This window comes from Streptomyces spiroverticillatus, assembly GCA_014650415.1.
In the GTDB taxonomy this organism is placed as follows: Bacteria; Actinomycetota; Actinomycetes; order Streptomycetales; family Streptomycetaceae; genus Streptomyces; species Streptomyces spiroverticillatus.
Window position 1 is genome coordinate 22,130 of the sequence record BMUX01000008.1, and the last position, 16,803, is coordinate 38,932.

The following is a 16,803-nucleotide window of genomic DNA, read 5'->3' on the forward strand; positions in this document are numbered from 1 at the left end:
GCCACGAGGGGCACTGGAGTGTTCGCCCCCACCGGGGCTCGCGGCGATGCGGGCGCCAGGGAGGCGCTCCAGAGTGGGGAGAGGCCCGTCTCCTTCCCCTCGGTCCACCCTCCGTACCGGCCTCAGGGAGTTCGTTCCATGCCTGATGACCTGCCTCTTTCTGAGGCCTCCGAGCTCACGGCCCCCGAAGTCACGGCCGCCGTAGGCTTCCGCTCGGTACTCGCGCGCATCGAGGCCGGGGAACGGGAGTTCCCGCTGCCCGGCTCCGGGCACACCGGACGCCGGTTCGCCGCGCTGCAAGCCGTCGCCGAGGCCGACCTGTGCACGGCACGCCTGGTGGAGGGGCACGTCGACGCCCTGGCCATCCTCGCCGAGCTGGGCGAACCACCGCCGGGGCCCGGCGAGCGGTGGGGCGTCTGGGCGGCCGAACCCCCGGGCGAGGGCCTGACCGCCCTCCGCAAGGACCCGGCGGGGCAGGGCGGCGACGGCTGGGTGATCAGCGGCCTGAAGCAGTTCTGCTCCGGCGCGCACTCCTGCACCCACGCCCTGGTCACCGCTCGTGCCGGTGACGAACGCAGGCTCTTCGCGGTACGTGTCGACGGCGACGACTGCCGCCCGGTCGACGGCACCTGGAGGGCCGTCGGCATGGCGGGCAGCGACACCCCCGACGTCCGCTTCACCGACGTCCCCGCCCGCGCGGTCGGCGACCCCGAGGCGTACGTACGAAGGCCCGGCTTCTGGCACGGCGGCATCGGCGTCGCCGCCTGCTGGTACGGAGGAGCGGTCGCCGTGTCCCGGGTGCTCCGGGAAGCGGCCGGACGCCGCGCCGAACCGCACACGGACGCCCACCTCGGCGCGGTCGACATCCAGCTCCAGGCCGCCGGAGCCCTCCTGGACCGGGCCGCCGCCGAGATCGACGCCGACCCGCTCGACATCCGTGGCGGCGCGCAGCTCCGCGCCATGCGCGTACGCGCCTTCGTCGAGTCGGCCTGCGCCGCCGTCCTCGACCATGTCGGCCGCGCCACCGGCGCCGGACCGCTCTGCCACGACGCCCAGCACGCCCGCACCGCCGCCGACCTGGCCGTATACATCCGCCAGCACCACGCGGAACGCGACCTCGCCGCACTCGGCGCGCTCCTCGCCCGACCGGAGGACACCCGATGACCGACGCCACCTCCGTGCGCCCCACAGCCGACCCGATCCAGGCCCCCGGCACCCCCGAGGCCGCCTGGCGGGCGTGGCCGGGATGGGCGGACCTCCCCGACATTCCCGTCGGCCCGTTCACCCGAGTGGCCGTCGTCGCGGCCCACCCCGACGACGAGGTGCTCGGCTTCGGCGGCACACTCGCCCTGCTCGCCGCCGCCGGGACGCGGATCACCGTCGTGGCCGTCACCGACGGAGAGGCCTCCCACCCCGACAGCACGGTGCTCACCGCCGACGATCTCGTACGTGTACGAGCCGCCGAAACGCGAGCGGCACTCGCCGAACTGGGCGCACCGGAGGCCACGGTCGTACCCCTGCACGTCCCCGACACCCGGGTCGCCGTGCACGAGGACCACGTCGCCGCACGCCTCGCGGAGATCGCCGAGGGCGCGGACCTGCTCGTCGCCCCGTGGACCGGCGACGTGCACGGCGACCACGAGGCGGCGGGCCGCGCCGCCCTCCGCGCGGCGCAGGCCGCCGGCATCCCCTGCTGGCTCTACCCGGTGTGGATGTGGCACTGGGCCGCCCCCGGCGACCCCCGCGTCCCGTGGGGACGGGCCGCCCGCATCACGCTCCCTCCGGACGTACGCATCCGCAAACGCGCCGCCATCGACCGCTTCGTCAGCCAGATCGCCCCCCTGGGCCCGGGCCCGGGCGACGCGGCGATCCTCCCCCCGGACGAACTGGCCCACCACACAAGGGACTTGGAGGTCGTCTTCCGATGAACCACGAACCCGGCCACCGGCCCCAAGGGGCCACCCCCGCCTCGTACTTCGAGGAGATGTACCGCGACAGCCCCGACCCCTGGCACCTCGCCGAGCGCTTCTACGAACGCCGCAAGTACGAACTCACTGTGGCGAGCCTCCCCCTGCCGCGCTACCGACGCGCCTTCGAACCCGCCTGCTCCGTGGGCGAGTTGACCGCCCGCCTCGCTGAGCGGTGCGACGAGCTGCTGGCCTGCGACCGGGTGGAGTCCGCCGTCGCCACCGCCCGCAAGCGCACCGCCCACCTCCCGCACGTCGACGTGCGCCGCCTCACCCTCCCGGAGGAGTGGCCGGACGGCTCCTTCGACCTGATCGTCCTGTCCGAGCTCCTCTACTACTTCGACGAGCCGGCCCTGCACGACGTCCTCACCCGCACCGCCGCCGCGCTCGAACCCGGCGGCACCCTGGTCACCGTGCACTGGAACCACCCCGTCCCCGACCACCGGGGCACGGGCACCACTCTCGCCGCGACGGTCGCCTCCGTACCCGGACTGACACCCGTGGCCGACCACCGCGAGGCCGACTTCGTCCTCCAGGTGTACGCCAGGACCTGGCTGGACGGCTCACCCGCACCCTCGCCCGCCGCGCGCGAAGGTCTCGTATGACCTCTTGGCCGGCCGTCGCCGTGGTGATCCCCGCCTGCGACGAACAGGCCCTGCTCCCGGCCGCGTTGGACGCCGTACGGGAAGCGGCCGGGCACCCGGCGCTGGACGGGGTGCGGGTGCTCACCGTGGTCGTCGCCGACTGCTGCACCGACGCCACCGAGGAGCTCGCCGGGAAGGCGGGAGCGCTCGTCGTCCCCGTTCGCTTCCGCAACGTCGGGCGGGCGCGGGCGGCGGGGGTGGCCGCGGCGCTGGAGGCCCTGGGGGAGGCGGAGGCTGCGGGCGCGGGCAGGGTGCAGGCGAACCCCGCCGCCCTGGGCAGGGTGCAGGCGAACCCCGGTGCCACGGACGGGATGCAGCCGACTCCCGGCGCGCCCGCCGGGGCGTGGATCGCGAACACCGACGCCGACAGCACGGTCCCGCCCGACTGGCTCGCCTTCCAGCTCGCCCGCGCCGCCGAGGGCTGGGACGCCGTCGTCGGCACCGTTGCCGTCGACCGCCGGTCGGCGCACAAGCCCCGGCTGGCCGCCCGCCACCACCGCCTCTACGAGGTGTCCCGCCCGCCCGCCGGACAGCCCTGGCAGCACCCGCACGTGCACGGCGCGAACCTCGGCGTCAGCGCCCGCGCGTACACCGCCGCAGGAGGCTTCCCGCCCCTGGCGCTGAGCGAGGACCACGGCCTGGTCGACGCCCTGGAACGCACCCGCGCACGCCTCCTGCGTACCGCGGACTGCCCCGTCACCACCTCGGCCCGCACCCGCCCCCGCGCCCGGGGCGGCTTCGGCGACCACCTCGCGGGGCTGGACCGGATCCCCCGGTCGGCGACGGACGGGGGCGAGGAAGAGGCGGGCTGAACGGGACGTCAGGCGTCAGACGTCAGACGGGTCGGCGCGCCGGCGGGCCAGCACCAGCGCCGCCGCGTCGTCGGAGAGACGGCCGCGCGCGTGCCGGGCGAGCGCGCCGAGCAACGCCTCGTGCAGCGCGACCGGACACCCCGTCGGAAGCGGCCCGGCGAGGAACGCCTCCAGGTCGAAGAAGGCCCGTCGCGGGTCCCGCGCCTCGGTCACCCCGTCGGTGACCACGAGGAACGACTCCCCGGGCGCGAGCGTGTGCGCGACCGGCTCCGGCCGCCTGTCCGGCACGAGGTGGAACAGGCCCAGCAGGCCGCACGCGGGCAGGTCGATCTCGCGGGCACCCTCGCCGTTCACGAGATACGGGTGGACGTGCCCGCAGTTGACCATGCGCAGCCGCCCGTCCGCCCCCGCCTCGACGATCAGCGCCGTCGCGAACCGGTGGTCGTCCGAGATGAGCTGCCTGCGCCGCAGCGCGCGGTCCATCACCAGCGCCACCCGTCCGAGATCCTCCTCGTACGCCGCCTCGCGGAAGGCGCCGAGCAGCGTGACCGTCGCGTCGACCGCCGGTAGCCCCTTGCCGGAGACGTCGCCGAGCACCATGCGCAGCCCGTACGGAGTCTCCAGCGCCTCGTAGAAATCGCCGCCGACCCGCGCCTCGGAGTGCGCCGCCTGGTAGAACCCGGCGATCCGGTACCCGCCCAGTTCCGGCGGCAGCGGATGCAGCAGCGCACGCTGCATCCCGCCGACGACGTCGTGCAGTTCCTCCACCTGCCGCTCGCGGCGCACCCGCGCGGCGGCGGACAGGGCGCTCGCCAGCGTCACACCCGTCACAGCGGTCACGGCGGTGGTCCAGGCCCCCGTCTCCACCGACGGCACCAGCTCCAGGAACGCCTGCTGGGTCAGCCCCGCCACCACGCCGGACGCCAGCACCGTCCGCCAGCCGTGCGCGACCGCCACCAGCGGCGGCACGGCGGACATCACCGGCCCCAGCCGGATGTCACTGCCCGTCAGGAACTCGGCGACCACGGCCACCACCCACACCACCCAGGGCAGCCACCCCATGGCCCGGTCGAGCCACTGTTCGCGGGCGGCGACGCTCTGCAAGGGAGGACTGGACGAGGGCATGCGAAACCTGACCCGAGAAGTTCAATGCGACCTAACCTGCCCATCCTGCGCGACCCGGGGCCCGGACGCGGGGCCCATTGGACCCGAGCGGCAGGGACCTTGGTCCCGCGTGCCGGCCCTGCCGGATCCAGCAGTACGGCCCGGGTCCCGCCGGGAGGAACGGCGGGGGACCCGGGCCGTACGGTATCGGCGCGCGGACGGTCAGCCGGTCAGCACTGCATCGCCCACACATGGGCGTCGCCGCGGTCGTTGGCGTTGGCGTTGGAGGAGACCTCCTGGCCGGGCGCCAGGCAGATGGTGCGCTCCCCGCCGTCGGACGGGAACTGGATGGCGCTCTCGTACACCACCACGTGGTCCTTCACGCCGGGGCCCGAGATCCCGTGGTTGGCCCACGAGGAGTCGTTGTCGGCGATCCAGGACTCCCACCACTCGTCGTCGCCGGACGAGGCGAAGACGGAGCCGTTGAAACCGGCGTCCGGCCATACGCAGAAGGAACCACTGGGGCAGGGCGCGGCGGAGGCGGGGACGGCGAGGACGCCGCCCGTGGCGAAGAGGGCGGCGGTGAGGAGGGCGACGAGGCGCTTGCGGCGGGTCATGTGGGGGACGGACCTTTCGGAGAGGGGACGGGGCGGGGCTCAGGCGTGCGCCTGGGCGACTTCGGTGAGCAGTGCTCGGGAACGCTCCAGGGCCTCGGCGCGCAGCCGCCGGTGTTCGGCGCGGTCGGCGGCGGGGGCGGCGGAGCGGAGGTTGTTGACACGGGTCGAGACCAGGAACCAGCGCTTCTGGTCCCCGTACAGACGGCGTTGGGCGGCGGCGAGACAGCCGTCGGAGTGCTGGCTGACGACCTGCCCGCCCGGCAGGGTCAGGGACAGTTCGGCCCGGCCGGTCCCGAAGAGCGCGCCGACGACGCGGCGCGCCTGCTCCGGCGGCGGAACGGCGGCCCCGGGCCGGGGCGTGACGAGTCCCTGGCGGGCGAGACAGCGGTCGGTCAGCAACTTCTGCGCGGCCTTGACGGTGTCGTCGGGCCCGAGCTCGACGGGCGGGCCTGCGGGCCCACCGCAGCCGGTGAGTGACATGGCCAACAGGCAGGCCATCAGGGATAGTTGAGCGCTGAGACTCCGCATGGCTCAGCCCGGCTGGCAGTCGGCGGGCCTGCTGCGCTGCACCCCGTCGAACTTCTCCCACCACTCCCAGTTCGGCGAGTAGTCCCCGCCGTAGATCGTCCGGTAGAGGCAGCCGCCGTCCCGGAGGAAGTGCAGGGCGTAGAAGGTGTCCTGGGTCTGGTTGCTGAAGGACTTCGCGTGCCGCTTCACGCGGGGTTCGGCCTCGGAGTAGCCGGTGCCGTTGTAGCACCAGCCGCCCCCGGCGCCGTGCTCCTCGGGCTCGGACCAGAAACAGACGTATCCCGGGAGGGCGGCGGGGGCGGCGGGGGCGGCGGATGCGGACGGTGTACGGAGGACGGGCTGCGCGGTCGCGGACGGTACGGCGACGAGCAGCGCGGCGGCGGCCAACAGGGCGGCGGGCAGGCGCAAACGGGCGGACATACGGGCGGACTTCCACCCACCCCGAGCGGCTATGCGCAAGATCACCCGTGCCGGTGAGAAGTCGTACCGCAGGGGTCACACCAGCCCCGTGCGCCCCGACTCGGCCGCCCGCTACTCCGCGATGCCGGCGAAGGCCACGACCCGGTCGATCCGGGCCCGTACCAGATACTCACCCGGCACGGAGTTGCGCTTCCCGTACGCCTCGGCGTTCTCGGCACCCATGTACCGGCCGCCGATCCGGGTGGCCCACCGGCGCACGGACTCGGGCTCGTCCGTGAACTCCGCCGTGCACTCCAGCATGACGTAGGAGAAGGGCGGCTCCTGGTCGTCGACGCAGAGCGAGAACCGCGGCTCACGGCTCAGCGACTTGAACTTCAACGAGTCCTGGTAGGTGGTGAAGACCACCCGGACCTGCCCGCCACCAGCACCGTGACTGTCACCGTCACCGTCGCTGTCGTCCAGCAGGAACCACACGGGCGTCACATGTGGCCGGCCGTCCTTGCGGTTGGTCGCCAGCTTGCCGGTGCGCGTGCCACTGAGCACGAACTCCCGCCACTCGGCCTCGGCCATCTCCCGCATCCCGAACTCCACTCAGTGAAAGGGCTCCTGTCCCCGCCGAGCGTAGACGAGCCCCTTCCCGCGTACCCCGGCCGTGCGCCCTACCTTCCCCGGCCGTGCTCCGGCACCAGACCGTCCGCTTCCATCAGCCGTTCCAGGTCCAGGATGCGGCGCATGTCCTCCAGCCCCCGGTAGGTGTCGAAGCGTTCCTGGAGGTGGGTCACCAACTGCGGCAGCAGTTCGGCGCGTTTGGGGTGGTGGCGGGGCACGATCCGCAGTGCCTCGTCCACCAGGCCGATCGCCTCGTCGATGTCGGCGGGCCGCCCCACCGCTTCGAACCGCCATTTCAGCAGATGGGCGAGGTTGGCCGGTCGGCCCGCCCTGGCGGGATCGTGCGCGCCCTGGTCGGGGGAGAGGGCGACCGCCTCCCGCGTGATGGCGACGGCCTGCTCCAGATCCGGCAACGAGAGCGTGCGGTGGCAGCGCTCCTGCCAGGCGATGCCCAGATTGTTCAGGGCGCCGGGGCGGTCCTTGTGGCCGGGCGGCGCCAGCTTCACCGCCTCGTCGCCCTGGCCCTCGGCTGGTTGCGGGCGCGCCGCGCCGTCGAGGCGCTCGCCGACCTCGTCGAGTCGAGCATGGTTCTGTACGCGTCCCACCTGGCCGAACACCTCGGCACCGAACTGCCCCAGGGCTACGTCACCCCGGCCGTCGGGGCCCTCCTGCTCGAACGCATCCGCAAGGGCGCCTAGACCTCGCGGGTGCGGGCCGGGGTCGCGGCCGGTGCCGGGGCCGTCAGGTCGAGGAGGAGCATGGCGTCGTCGTCGGGGGTCCCCGGTTCGGCCGTGTGGACGCCGATGCGCCGGCCCGGGGTGCCCTCCAGTTCCATCGACTGGGGGGGTGAGGGTGATGGTCCCGACGTGCGGGTGGTGGAAGGTCTCTGGGTCCAGGACGCCCCCCCCGCGCAGGACAACACCCGCCGCGCCTTCGAGACCTCGCTGACCAGGCTCGGCCTCGACCGCCTCGACCTGTACCTGATGCACCAGCCGTACGGCGATGTGTACGGCCAGTGGCGGGCCATGGAGGACCTCCACCGGGAGGGCCTCGCCCAGGCGATCGGCGTCGCCAACTTCTACCCCGACCGCCTCCTGGACCTCGTCCTCAACAACGAGATCGCCCCTGCCGTCAACCAGATCGAGACCCACCCCTTCTTCCAGCGCACCGCCGACCAGGCCCTCATGCGCGAGCACGGTGTGCAGCACCAGTCCTGGGGCGGCTTCGCCGAGGGCAGGAACGACCTGTTCACCAACCCCCTGCTGGCCGAGATCGGTGCGCGGCACGGCAAGTCCGTCGCCCAGGTCGTCCTGCGCTGGCTGATCCAGCGCGACGTCGTCACCATCCCGAAGTCGGTCCGCCCCGAGCGCATGGCCGAGAACCTCGACGTCTTCGACTTCGCCCTCACCGACGAACAGATGGCATCCATCGCCGGCCTGGACACGGGCGCGTCCCTGTTCTTCGACCACCGCGACCCCGAGATGGTCGCCTGGCTGAGCAAGCGGCGGCTGGAGGGCTGAGGACCCGTCCGACCCGGGGCGGGGCGCGCTGCGGATACTTGTTCGTGGCAATTCCTCCGAGCCCGTACGAACGAAGGCGCCCCACGTGACAGGCCAGACCCCGCTCCTCCAACTGACCGACGTCGGACGCCGCTACGGCGAGAGGTGGGTCGTCCGCGCCGTCACCCTGGACCTCGCCCCCGGCGAATGCGTGGCCCTGGTGGGCGGCAACGGCGCCGGAAAGTCGACACTGTTGCGCCTCGCAGCGGGGCGGGAGGAGCCGACGGAGGGGCAGATCTCCTTCGCGGGCGGCCCCGTCGGCGAGGACACCCCCGCCGTCCGCGCCCGCGTCGCCACCGTGATGGACCCCGGCGCGCACTACCCCGACCTGACGGTGCGCGAGCACCTCATGCTCGTCGCGCTGGCCCACGGCCTGGACGCGGAGGCCGAGGACACCGTCGACCGCGCCCTCGCCGACCACCGCCTGAGCGAGCACGCCCGCGCCCTGCCGTCGGCCCTCTCCTCCGGGCAGACGCAGGCGATGCTGCTCGCCTCGGCCCTCGTACGGCCGCACGACCTGCTGATCCTCGACGAACCCGAACAGCGCCTGGACGCCCGCGCCCGCAAGGAACTGGGCCGCAGGCTCGCCGCCCACAAGGAGCGCGGAACGGCGATCCTGCTCGCCACCCACCACGAGCCACTGGCGGACGCGGCGGCCGACCGGGTACTGGCACTGGAGGACGGCATACCGGTGGGGGCGGGGCGCTGATGGGGCCGATGGAGCGGGGGCTTGCTCGTACGGACTCCGTGTGCGCTTCGGGGGGTGGGGGGTCTGCGGCGGGTGCGGATTCGCCTCGTGCTTCGGCGGGTGGGGGGCCCGCTGGTGCGGATTCGCCTCGGGCTTCTGCGGACGGGGGCCCCGCCCGTACCGGGTCCATGCGTGCTTCCACGGACCGGACGCTCGCGTTCCTCCGTGCGGCGCGTGTGTCGTCGCGGCAGGAGCGGCGCAAGAACAGCGCGTACGTGGTCTACCTCGTCGCACTGTTCGCGGTGTTCTGGGCCGTGCCCCTCCTGGCGGCCGCCGCCCGCGCGGGCGGCCGGGGCGACTGGCACGGGGAGACCGCCCGGCAGCTGACGGCGACCCTGCCCTGGTCCGCGCCCCTGCTGACGGCCCTCGTCCTCCTGCTGACCATGCGGAACGCGGCCTGGCGGGGGCCCGTGCGCGTGGACCTCCCCACCCTCCACTGGCTCCTCCCGCTGCCACTCGCACGCGGACCACTGCTGCTGCCCCGACTGCGGGCGGCCGTGCTCCGGTCGGCGCTCGTGGGACCGGTCGTCGGAGCCGTGCTGGGTTACGTGCTGTACGTCGCCGGAGCCGGCGCGCCGGTACCGCTCGCGGTGGCAGGGGCGTGGGCCGGACTGGTCGCGGGGCTCACGGGCGTCGGGGCCGGGGTGCTGGTCGAGCGGTGGGGATACGGGCGGCCCTTCTGGGTGGGTTCCCTGGCGGTGGCCGTCGCGGCCGCGGTCCTGCCGCTGTGGTCCGGGCCATGGGGGTGGGCGGCGCAACCTCTGGTCGCGGCGGCCGGACACGGGGGGCCGTGGGCGGTCGGGGCAGGGCTCTCGGCGGTGTGCGCGGCAGGTGCCCTCGTGGTCGCGTGGCGGTCGGCGCCGCTGATCCCGGCGGCCGAACTCCGCTCGCGCGCGACGCTCGCCTCGCAGGTCACGGCCTCGCTCTTCGCGCTGGACCTGCGCCAGACGCGGGCCGCCGTGCGCGGGCCCCGGCGCGGGTGGGCCGCCCGGCAGCGGGTACGGCTGCCGATGCCGCGCCGGCGGTGGCTGCTCGTACCGTGGCGGGACGCGACGGGACTGCTGCGGGAACCGGGGCGGCTGGTGTGGGGTGCGCTGTGGGCGGCGGCCGCGGTGTGGCTGTGCGGCCTGGCGCCGGACGCGGGGCGCGGGCAGGTCGCGGTGACCGTGCTGACGCTCGGCGCCGGGTACCTGGCCGCGGCCCAACTCGTCGAGCCCGCACGCCTGGAGAGCGACGACTTCCGCCGGGCGACGGGACTTCCGTACACCTTCGGGGCGTTGGCGCTGTGGCATGCGGTGGTGCCGGGGGTGCTGCTGCTCCTGGGATTGGCTGCGGGCGCGATCCTGTACGGGACCTCCGGTCACCTCGCGCTGCTGGGGGCGGTCCCGGCGCTGGTGGGCGGGGCGCTGGTCAGTGCGTACCGGGGGGCGATGCCGGTGGAGGTGCTGATCGGCGGGGAGACGCCGATGGGGAACACGGGGCCGTTGCAGGCGGTGCTGTGGTACGGGCGGGGGGTGGCGGGGGCTTTGGCGCTCGCCGCGCCGTGCTTGCTGGTGACGGTACGTCAAGGAGGCTTCGGTGTGGGGGAGTTGGGGTGGCTCCTGCTGGCCGGACTGGTGATGCTGGGGTGGGGGCGGAGTACGGCGCGGCGCCTGCGGGGTGGGCGGCGCAGGTCAGTTCTGGGCGCGGCCCGCGACCGCCTCCTGCCTCTCCTCGGCTGATCCCGCTTCGGCAATGGGCCCCTTCCACCGAGCTCCCTTGGGGCACCCCCGCGACTGCGTAGCCCTCTTGAGCGCCGGGGCCGTGCGCTCCCCTTTCCCCCAGCCCCCTTGGGCGCCGGGGCGGCCTCCCCTCCCCTTTCCCCTCGCCCCCTTGGGCGGCGGGGCGCCCCCCCTTCCCTTTCCCCCCCGCCCCCTTGGGCGGCGGGGCCGCCCCCCGGGGGCGGGACGGGCGGGCAAGGGGGCGGCCCCTCTCGCTCCGGGCCTGCCCCGGTGCTGCCCCCTGCCCGCACCTTGCACGCCGGACGCGCTCACCTCGGGGCCCACGGGGCGCCTCCCGGTGCCGGGCATGTGAAGCCCCGACCCGCCGGGCCAAAGGGTCCCCAGCCCCGCCCCTTCACCTAAACCCGCGGGGCAATGGGACCGGTTCCGTGCGGGTGAGTGGGTGGCTGGTCGCGCAGTTCCTCGCGCCCCTGGACGGGGCACGCAAGTGCGGCCGGGCACGCCCGCGCGACGGGTCGGGAAGCTGGTCGTGCCGGGGAAGGCGTTCGCGGAACTGCCTGGTGCCGTCGTCATCGAGGGCCTGGCGGGCTGACCGCCAGGCGCCTCCGCAGCCAGCGGGTGCGGGTGTCTCGGGCGTCCCGGGTGAGGGCCGCCCGGGACGCCAGCCCGTCGAAGCCGTGGCAGGCTCCCGGCCAGACGTGCAGTTCCGCGTCCCCGCCCGCCTGCCAGATCCCGTTCGCGTACGCCACGCCCTCGTCCCGGAAGACCTCCGCCGAACCCACTTCGACGTAGGCAGGAGGCAGCCCGGAAAGGTTCGTGGCGCGGGCGGGGGCGGCGTACGGGGACAGGTCCGCGGTGCCGTGCAGATCGCCCAACACCGCTTGCCAGGCCGTGGAGTTGGAGGTGCGGTCCCAGATGTCGCGGCCCGACATCTGGTGCGCGGAGTGGGTGTCGTTGCGGTCGTCCAGCATGGGGGAGATGAGCAGCTGCCCGACGGGCGACGGGCCGCCCGGCCGGTCCCGGGTCAGCAGTGCCAGCGCCGCCGTCAGCCCGCCGCCCGCGCTCTTGCCGCCCAGCACGATCCGCCCGGGATCGATTCCGAGCGCGTCGGCGTGCTCGACCGCCCACGTCAGACCGGCCCAGCAGTCCTCCAGGGCTCCCGGATACCGGGTGGCCGGGGCGAGCCGGTACTCGACCGACAGGACGGCCAGGCCGAGCGGTTCGGCCCACTCGCGCAGGACCGTCGGCAGGACCGACCACGCGTTGCCCATCACCATCGCCCCGCCGTGCAGGTAGTACAGGAGGGGCAGCGGGCCGGTCGGCCCGGCCGGGCGGGCGCTCACCAGGGTGACCTCCGGGGCACCCGGCGGACCCGGCACCCGCACCTCGCTCACCGTGAAGCGCCCGTCCGCGCTCAGCTCCGCAGCCGTCGGGCGGGGCCGCGAGGTGGCGTCCCGCTCCTGCCGGGCGGCGAGGTTGTGCGGGGTGAGGGGTTCCAGGGGGCCCAAGTCCGCTCGTACGACTGCGAGTTCGGGATCGAGGGCGGGCACGGGCAGCGGCCCGCAGCCCGGTGCCGGAAGCGGCCCGCCGGTGGGTGACGGAAGCGGTCCGCCGTCCGGACCCGGCGGCGTACGGTCCTCGCTCCTGCTCCACGGCTCCATGCCGCGCATCCCATCACACCTGCCCGCCGCACCCGTACGTGTGGTCCGCGCAGGCCCAGGAGCATACGGGGCGGCGGTTCGGGAACCGGTGACTGCGTGCCCGTACCGCGGACGACCGGTCCGCAGGGCCCGAACGCTCCCGCTCCTGGTCGGCGCGGTGCAGCGGGATGTACGGCGAGATCTGGAGGACCGCATCGTGCGCAGCGTGGGAGTGGAGGAGGAACTCCTCCTCGTCGATCCCGAGTCGGGGGAGTCGCGGGCGGTGTCGTCGGCAGTGCTGGCCGTGCCGGCCGAGGACGCCGACGCGGAAGGCGTCTTCGAGAAGGAACTCCACGGAGAGCAGGTGGAGTTCGCGACCCGGCCGCAGTTCTCCATGGGGGATCTGGGCGAGGAGATCCGGCGCTGGCGCGAGGAGGCGGGGCGGCGCGCCCAGGAGGTGGGCGCGGCGGCCGTGGCGCTCGCCACCTCCCCGCTCACCGTCAGCCCGTCCCTCAACTCCGGCGAACGGCACCGCTGGATCGAGGAGCAGTTCGGCATGCCCGTGCAGGAGCAGCTGACCTGCGGGTGTCACGTCCACGTCTCCGTGGAGTCCGACGAGGAGGGCGTGCAGGTCCTCGACCGGATCCGGCCGTGGCTGCCGGTGCTCACCGCCCTGAGCGCCAACTCGCCCTTCTGGCAGGGATCCGACACCGGGTACGGCAGCTACCGCAACCGGGTGTGGGGGCGCTGGCCGTCCGCCGGACCCGTGGAGATCTTCGGCTCCGCCGCCAACTACCACCGACAGGTCGCAGACCTCCTGGAGACCGGCGTCCTGAAGGACAAGGGCATGGTCTACTTCGACGCCCGGCTCTCCCACAACTACCCGACCGTGGAGATCCGGGTGGCGGACGTCTGCCTGGAGGCGTCGACGACCGTGCTCCTGGCAACCCTGGCGCGCGGCCTGGTCGAGACCGCCGCCCGCGCCCACCGCGCCGGACAGCCGCCCGCCCCGCACGGTGTCGGCCCCCTGCGCCTCGCCCAGTGGCGCGCCGCCCGCTCCGGGCTCACCGACAGCCTGGTCCACCCCGAGACGCTGCGCCCGGAACCGGCCGCCGACGTCGTCCACGCCCTGCTCGCCCATGTGACCCCCGCCCTGGAGGACGCGGGCGACGCCGCCGACGCCCGCCGCGCCACGGCCGAACTGCTGAAAAGCGGAACGGGCGCGGAGATCCAGCGGGCCCTGCACAAGGAGACGGGCAGCCTGCGCCGGACCGTCGCGGAGTGCGTGCTGCGCAGCGCGGCCTGAGCAGAGGGGAAGGCTGGGCGAGAGCAGGGGAGAGGGCTGAGCAGCAGCCGGGAGACGACTAAGCGGAATCGGAATTAGCGGCTGCTGACGGCTGCCGGTAGAGCGCAACCAGCACCCCGTGCACCGGCTGGTCCTCCGCGCCCTCAGCCGCTCCCGCTGCCTCCTCCTCCGCCTCCTCGACCAGCCGGGTGAGCGTCTCCCCGAGTTCCCGTGCCTTCGCCGGGCTGAGCCGCAGATGACGCAGCGACAGGACGTGCTCCTCGGGCGAGAGCTCCAGTTCCTGGGCGACCGCGGCGAACATCGCCGCCGTCCCCTCCGCCCGGGGCTCCGTCACCAGCATCCGGCGAGCCGTGCGCTGGTAGTACTGCTCGGTGCCGCCGCGCACGGGCCGGGTCTCGGCGACCCGGACGAGTCCGGCCTCGCGCAGCACCTTGAGGTGGTGGGCCACCGTGCCCTTCTTCGCGCCGAGCTGCGCCGCGAGCCCGGCCGCTGCGGCGGGCCGGTGGCCGAGGGCGAAGAGCAGCCGCTGGCGCAGGGGATGGGCCAGCGCCGCGAACTGCTCGGGCGCGCCGATCTCCAGGACGTCCTCGGCGGGCTGTGCGGGGGAAGGCTGTTCGCTCATACCCGAATGATCGTGCATGCCGGCCCCGAGCGGACCACTTTTCGATGAAAGCGTCGAAAACCTTTGACGCTTTTGTGCGGGTGGTGTTCTACTCGCTGCCATGACGACTTCGAGCGCTGCCAAGACGCCCCCGACGCCACTCCTCCCCGCCTCCGTGGCCCCCGTCATCGACGAGACGGTGCGGCTCCTGACCGAGAACTACGTGTTCCCCGACGTGGCCGAGCAACTCGCCGGCCTGCTGCGACGACGCCTCGCCGACGGTGCGTACGACGTCGAGGCCGACGGCACCGGTGAACCCGACTGCACCGACGAAACCGCTGCCGCCGAGCGGCTCGCCCGCCTGGTCACCGCCGACCTCCAGTCCGTCAACGGCGACCGCCACCTGCGCCTCAAGCACCACGCCGAACAGGTGCCGCAAGGGCGCGGCGAAGCCGTACTGGCCTCCATACGCGGGGACTTCGAGAGCTCGCTCGGCGGCGTACCCAGGGTCGAACTGCTCGACGGAGGTGTCGCACTGCTGGAACTGGGACCGATGCTCTTCCCGTTGGACTGGTCCGCCGAAGCGCTGGGCGCCGCGCTCACCCTGGTCTCCCGCGCGCAGGCGCTGGTGGTGGACCTGCGCGGCAACAAGGGCGGCGACCCGGACGCGGTCGCCTTCGTCTGCGGCCACCTCCTGGACGAGCGCACCCACCTCAACACCATGCACTGGCGCGGCGGCACCCGCATCGAGCAGTCCTGGAGCCCGGCGCACGTCCCCGGCCCGCGCTTCGGCGGCAGCAAGCCGCTGTACGTGCTGACCGGCGCCGACACCTTCTCCGCCGCCGAGGAACTCGCCTACGACCTACAGCAGTTGGGCCGCGCCACGGTCGTCGGCGAGCGCACCCGTGGCGGCGCGCACCCGTGCGAGGGCTGGACCGTCCACCCCCACCTGGAGGTCACCGTCCCCTTCGGCCGCGCGGTCAATCCCGTGTCCGGCACGAACTGGGAGGGCACCGGAGTCCAGCCGGACGTCCCGTGCGCCGCCCCCGACGCCCTCACCCACGCCCACAAGCTGGCGCTCGCGGAGCTCGCGGAGCTCGCGGAGTGAATCGGCACGGCCGCCCACCGGCCGCGCCTGACTGGACCCAGGTGGCTAGACCCAGGTGTAGTTCTCGTCGGTGACGGCGTGCAGCGCCGCATCGCCGGTCGCCGCCCGGGGGTGGGCGAGTGCGGCGAGCGCTTCGCCGACGGGTGGGAAGACCGGCAGGCCGGCGGCCTCGCGGTGGTCGACCCACACCACGCGGCCGACGTCGTACGTCCCGTCGGGCAGTTCGTCGTACTCCTCGGCGGCCAGCGTGGCCCGCACCTGTGGAGTGACGTGCATCCGGTACAGCAGGTGCAGCTTGCGGGGCGGCGGAGTCGGTCCGGGCCGCGACACCCGCTGGTCGATGACCCGCAGCAGCTCCGGCACGGTGGCCTGCTCGTGGTCGAGCCCGAGCTCCTCCGCCAACTCCCTTCGCAGCGCGTCGAGTAGGTCCTCACCGGTCTCGACGTTGCCGCCCGGAGGGCTGTAGTGCACCGCACCGGTGTCACGCTCCCGCTGGATGAGCGCGACCTCCGTTCCGCAGAACAGCACTGCGCCGACACGGATCTTGATGCGCGAGAACGCTTCGGGTGTCGTCATGGGCGCATCATGCCGCAGGTGCAGCGGAGGGCCAGGACTTCACCTCCTCGTCCGAGAGGGCCGTCAGGACGGGCTCGCCCTGCTTGCCCACGTCCACCCGGTACGTCGTCCAGTCGTACTCGCCCTGCACGTAGCACCGGTACCGGGTGCGCGATCCCGGTGCGAGCAGCAGCAGGGGCGGGATCGTCGCGTCGCAGGCCGCCGCCCGGGTCTCGTAGTCCTCCGTGAACTGGTTGAACGCCCGGTCGTACGCTTCCCGGTGCACCGCCTCCCGCAGTACCGGCGCCTTCTTCGGGCGTACGTCCTGGTTCCAGGTCCGCTCCACCAGGAATTTCATGCCCGTGCCCAGGTAGCGGCGGGTCTCCCGGAGGTTCGTGATACGGACGGTGTACGTGGCCGTGAGCGCTTTCCGCCCCACCGGGGCCAGTTCGCGTGCCGTGCACTCGAAGGGGGAGGAGCCGAGCGCGGCCCTGCCGCAGTCGACGGACACCTCGGCGGTGGGGCGGCCGAGCAGCGGCAGGAAGTTCTCCCGGATTTCGTCCTTCACCTTGTCCATGTCCTGCTGCGGCCGCGTGCTCTCCGGGCCCCTCTCCCGGGGTGGAAGCCCGTCGTCGAAGGGGATGCGGTCCGTCAGTTTCACCACGGACGCGTCCTCGAAGGGCGCCGCCCGCTGACGGTCGACGAGGGCGTTGAACCCCCAGACCACGAGGGTGATCACTCCTGCGGCCAGAAGCAGTGTGGTGAGGATCGCGCAGCCGAACACCACGGGGTACGTGTCCGCGCCGGACTGCGGGGGAGTGCCAACGCGGTTGCCACTGACCGATGCCGTCACGCCTGCTCCGT

At 73.8% G+C, this 16,803-nt stretch carries 19 protein-coding genes and 3 pseudogenes; 11 read left to right on the forward strand and 11 right to left on the reverse strand.

Translation table 11 applies throughout. The features are described 5' to 3' along the window. The first annotated feature begins 138 nt into the window (after positions 1–138). Genes IE269_RS21740 through IE269_RS21755 form a run of 4 tightly spaced genes read left to right on the forward strand, consistent with a single transcriptional unit; the run spans position 139 to position 3,423 of the window. Complete coding sequence (locus IE269_RS21740; protein WP_229898042.1) at positions 139–1,164, forward strand: acyl-CoA dehydrogenase family protein; 1,026 nt, start codon at positions 139–141, stop codon at positions 1,162–1,164. Then, positions 1,161–1,928, forward strand: coding sequence for a PIG-L deacetylase family protein (locus IE269_RS21745; RefSeq protein ID WP_189824756.1), 768 nt, complete (start codon positions 1,161–1,163; stop codon positions 1,926–1,928). The genes IE269_RS21740 and IE269_RS21745 overlap by 4 nt, the downstream gene beginning before the upstream one ends. Next, the gene (locus tag IE269_RS21750) at positions 1,925–2,572 is read left to right on the forward strand and encodes a class I SAM-dependent methyltransferase (protein WP_229898044.1); all 648 of its coding nucleotides are present in this window, start codon (positions 1,925–1,927) and stop codon (positions 2,570–2,572) included. Before IE269_RS21745 ends, IE269_RS21750 begins: the two co-directional genes overlap by 4 nt. Next, positions 2,569–3,423, forward strand: a complete 855-nt coding sequence (locus IE269_RS21755) for a glycosyltransferase family 2 protein (protein ID WP_189824757.1) — start codon at positions 2,569–2,571, stop codon at positions 3,421–3,423. Before IE269_RS21750 ends, IE269_RS21755 begins: the two co-directional genes overlap by 4 nt. Positions 3,424–3,438: 15 nt before the next feature. Here IE269_RS21755 and IE269_RS21760 read toward each other — a convergent pair whose 3' ends face one another. The 6 genes from IE269_RS21760 to IE269_RS21785 all read right to left on the reverse strand — a co-directional run bounded on the left by IE269_RS21760 (position 3,439) and on the right by IE269_RS21785 (position 7,207). Then, complete coding sequence (locus IE269_RS21760) at positions 3,439–4,527, reverse strand: PP2C family protein-serine/threonine phosphatase (RefSeq protein WP_189824758.1); 1,089 nt, start codon at positions 4,525–4,527, stop codon at positions 3,439–3,441. A gap of 230 nt (positions 4,528–4,757) precedes the next feature. Further along, positions 4,758–5,144, reverse strand: a complete 387-nt coding sequence (locus tag IE269_RS21765) for a peptidase inhibitor family I36 protein (protein ID WP_189824759.1) — start codon at positions 5,142–5,144, stop codon at positions 4,758–4,760. A 39-nt stretch (positions 5,145–5,183) separates the two neighbouring features. Then, positions 5,184–5,624, reverse strand: a complete 441-nt coding sequence (locus IE269_RS21770) for a hypothetical protein (RefSeq protein ID WP_229898045.1) — start codon at positions 5,622–5,624, stop codon at positions 5,184–5,186. A gap of 51 nt (positions 5,625–5,675) precedes the next feature. Next, the gene (locus IE269_RS21775; protein WP_189824761.1) at positions 5,676–6,092 is read right to left on the reverse strand and encodes a hypothetical protein; all 417 of its coding nucleotides are present in this window, start codon (positions 6,090–6,092) and stop codon (positions 5,676–5,678) included. Between the two features lie 111 nt (positions 6,093–6,203). Next, complete coding sequence (locus tag IE269_RS21780; protein WP_189825045.1) at positions 6,204–6,662, reverse strand: PPOX class F420-dependent oxidoreductase; 459 nt, start codon at positions 6,660–6,662, stop codon at positions 6,204–6,206. Positions 6,663–6,751: 89 nt separating this feature from the next. Continuing rightward, positions 6,752–7,207 carry a hypothetical protein gene (locus IE269_RS21785; protein ID WP_189824762.1) on the reverse strand — a complete coding sequence of 152 codons (456 nt, stop codon included), beginning with the start codon at positions 7,205–7,207 and terminating at the stop codon, positions 6,752–6,754. On the opposite strand from IE269_RS21785, the gene IE269_RS21790 reads away from it, so the two are divergent. Next, entirely contained in the window at positions 7,184–7,399 is a 216-nt protein-coding gene (locus IE269_RS21790; RefSeq protein ID WP_189824763.1) for a hypothetical protein, read from the forward strand. The genes IE269_RS21785 and IE269_RS21790 overlap by 24 nt on opposite strands. Here IE269_RS21790 and IE269_RS21795 read toward each other — a convergent pair. After that, a pseudogene (locus tag IE269_RS21795) lies at positions 7,396–7,588 on the reverse strand (MmyB family transcriptional regulator); the annotation flags it as partial. The gene IE269_RS21790 and the pseudogene IE269_RS21795 overlap by 4 nt on opposite strands. On the opposite strand from IE269_RS21795, the pseudogene IE269_RS21800 reads away from it, so the two are divergent. The 4 genes and pseudogenes from IE269_RS21800 to IE269_RS43800 form a co-directional block, all read left to right on the forward strand. Beyond that, a pseudogene (locus IE269_RS21800) lies at positions 7,574–8,221 on the forward strand (aldo/keto reductase); the annotation flags it as partial. The pseudogenes IE269_RS21795 and IE269_RS21800 sit on opposite strands and share 15 nt — an antisense overlap. An 85-nt stretch (positions 8,222–8,306) precedes the next feature. Continuing rightward, positions 8,307–8,969: an ABC transporter ATP-binding protein gene (locus IE269_RS21805; RefSeq protein WP_189824764.1), complete on the forward strand. Its 663-nt coding sequence runs from the start codon at positions 8,307–8,309 to the stop codon at positions 8,967–8,969. 167 nt (positions 8,970–9,136) lie between these two features. Then, a complete protein-coding gene (locus IE269_RS21810) occupies positions 9,137–10,729 on the forward strand; it encodes a DUF6297 family protein (protein WP_189824765.1) in 1,593 nt (530 codons plus the stop codon). A 508-nt stretch (positions 10,730–11,237) separates the two neighbouring features. Further along, positions 11,238–11,321 (forward strand): annotated as a pseudogene (locus IE269_RS43800) (YbaK/EbsC family protein); the annotation flags it as partial. On the opposite strand, the gene IE269_RS21815 reads toward IE269_RS43800, so the two are convergent. Next, positions 11,299–12,390, reverse strand: a complete 1,092-nt coding sequence (locus tag IE269_RS21815) for an alpha/beta hydrolase (protein WP_189825046.1) — start codon at positions 12,388–12,390, stop codon at positions 11,299–11,301. The pseudogene IE269_RS43800 and the gene IE269_RS21815 overlap by 23 nt on opposite strands. Positions 12,391–12,586: 196 nt before the next feature. Between IE269_RS21815 and IE269_RS21820 the strand changes: the two genes are divergently transcribed. Next, positions 12,587–13,675 carry a glutamate--cysteine ligase 2 gene (locus tag IE269_RS21820; RefSeq protein WP_229898051.1) on the forward strand — a complete coding sequence of 363 codons (1,089 nt, stop codon included), beginning with the start codon at positions 12,587–12,589 and terminating at the stop codon, positions 13,673–13,675. Positions 13,676–13,733: 58 nt separating this feature from the next. Here IE269_RS21820 and IE269_RS21825 read toward each other — a convergent pair whose 3' ends face one another. Then, the gene (locus IE269_RS21825) at positions 13,734–14,297 is read right to left on the reverse strand and encodes a winged helix-turn-helix domain-containing protein (RefSeq protein ID WP_189824767.1); all 564 of its coding nucleotides are present in this window, start codon (positions 14,295–14,297) and stop codon (positions 13,734–13,736) included. A gap of 100 nt (positions 14,298–14,397) precedes the next feature. Here IE269_RS21825 and IE269_RS21830 point away from each other — a divergent pair, with 100 nt between their 5' ends. Continuing rightward, on the forward strand, positions 14,398–15,384 hold the full coding sequence (locus tag IE269_RS21830) for a S41 family peptidase (RefSeq protein ID WP_189824768.1): 987 nt from the start codon (positions 14,398–14,400) through the stop codon (positions 15,382–15,384). Between the two features lie 45 nt (positions 15,385–15,429). On the opposite strand, the gene IE269_RS21835 is transcribed toward IE269_RS21830, so the two are convergent. Both IE269_RS21835 and IE269_RS21840 read right to left on the reverse strand, forming a co-directional pair. Next, positions 15,430–15,960 carry an NUDIX hydrolase gene (locus IE269_RS21835; RefSeq protein ID WP_189824769.1) on the reverse strand — a complete coding sequence of 177 codons (531 nt, stop codon included), beginning with the start codon at positions 15,958–15,960 and terminating at the stop codon, positions 15,430–15,432. Between the two features lie 7 nt (positions 15,961–15,967). After that, complete coding sequence (locus IE269_RS21840) at positions 15,968–16,792, reverse strand: hypothetical protein (RefSeq protein WP_189824770.1); 825 nt, start codon at positions 16,790–16,792, stop codon at positions 15,968–15,970. Between the last annotated feature and the right edge of the window lie 11 nt (positions 16,793–16,803).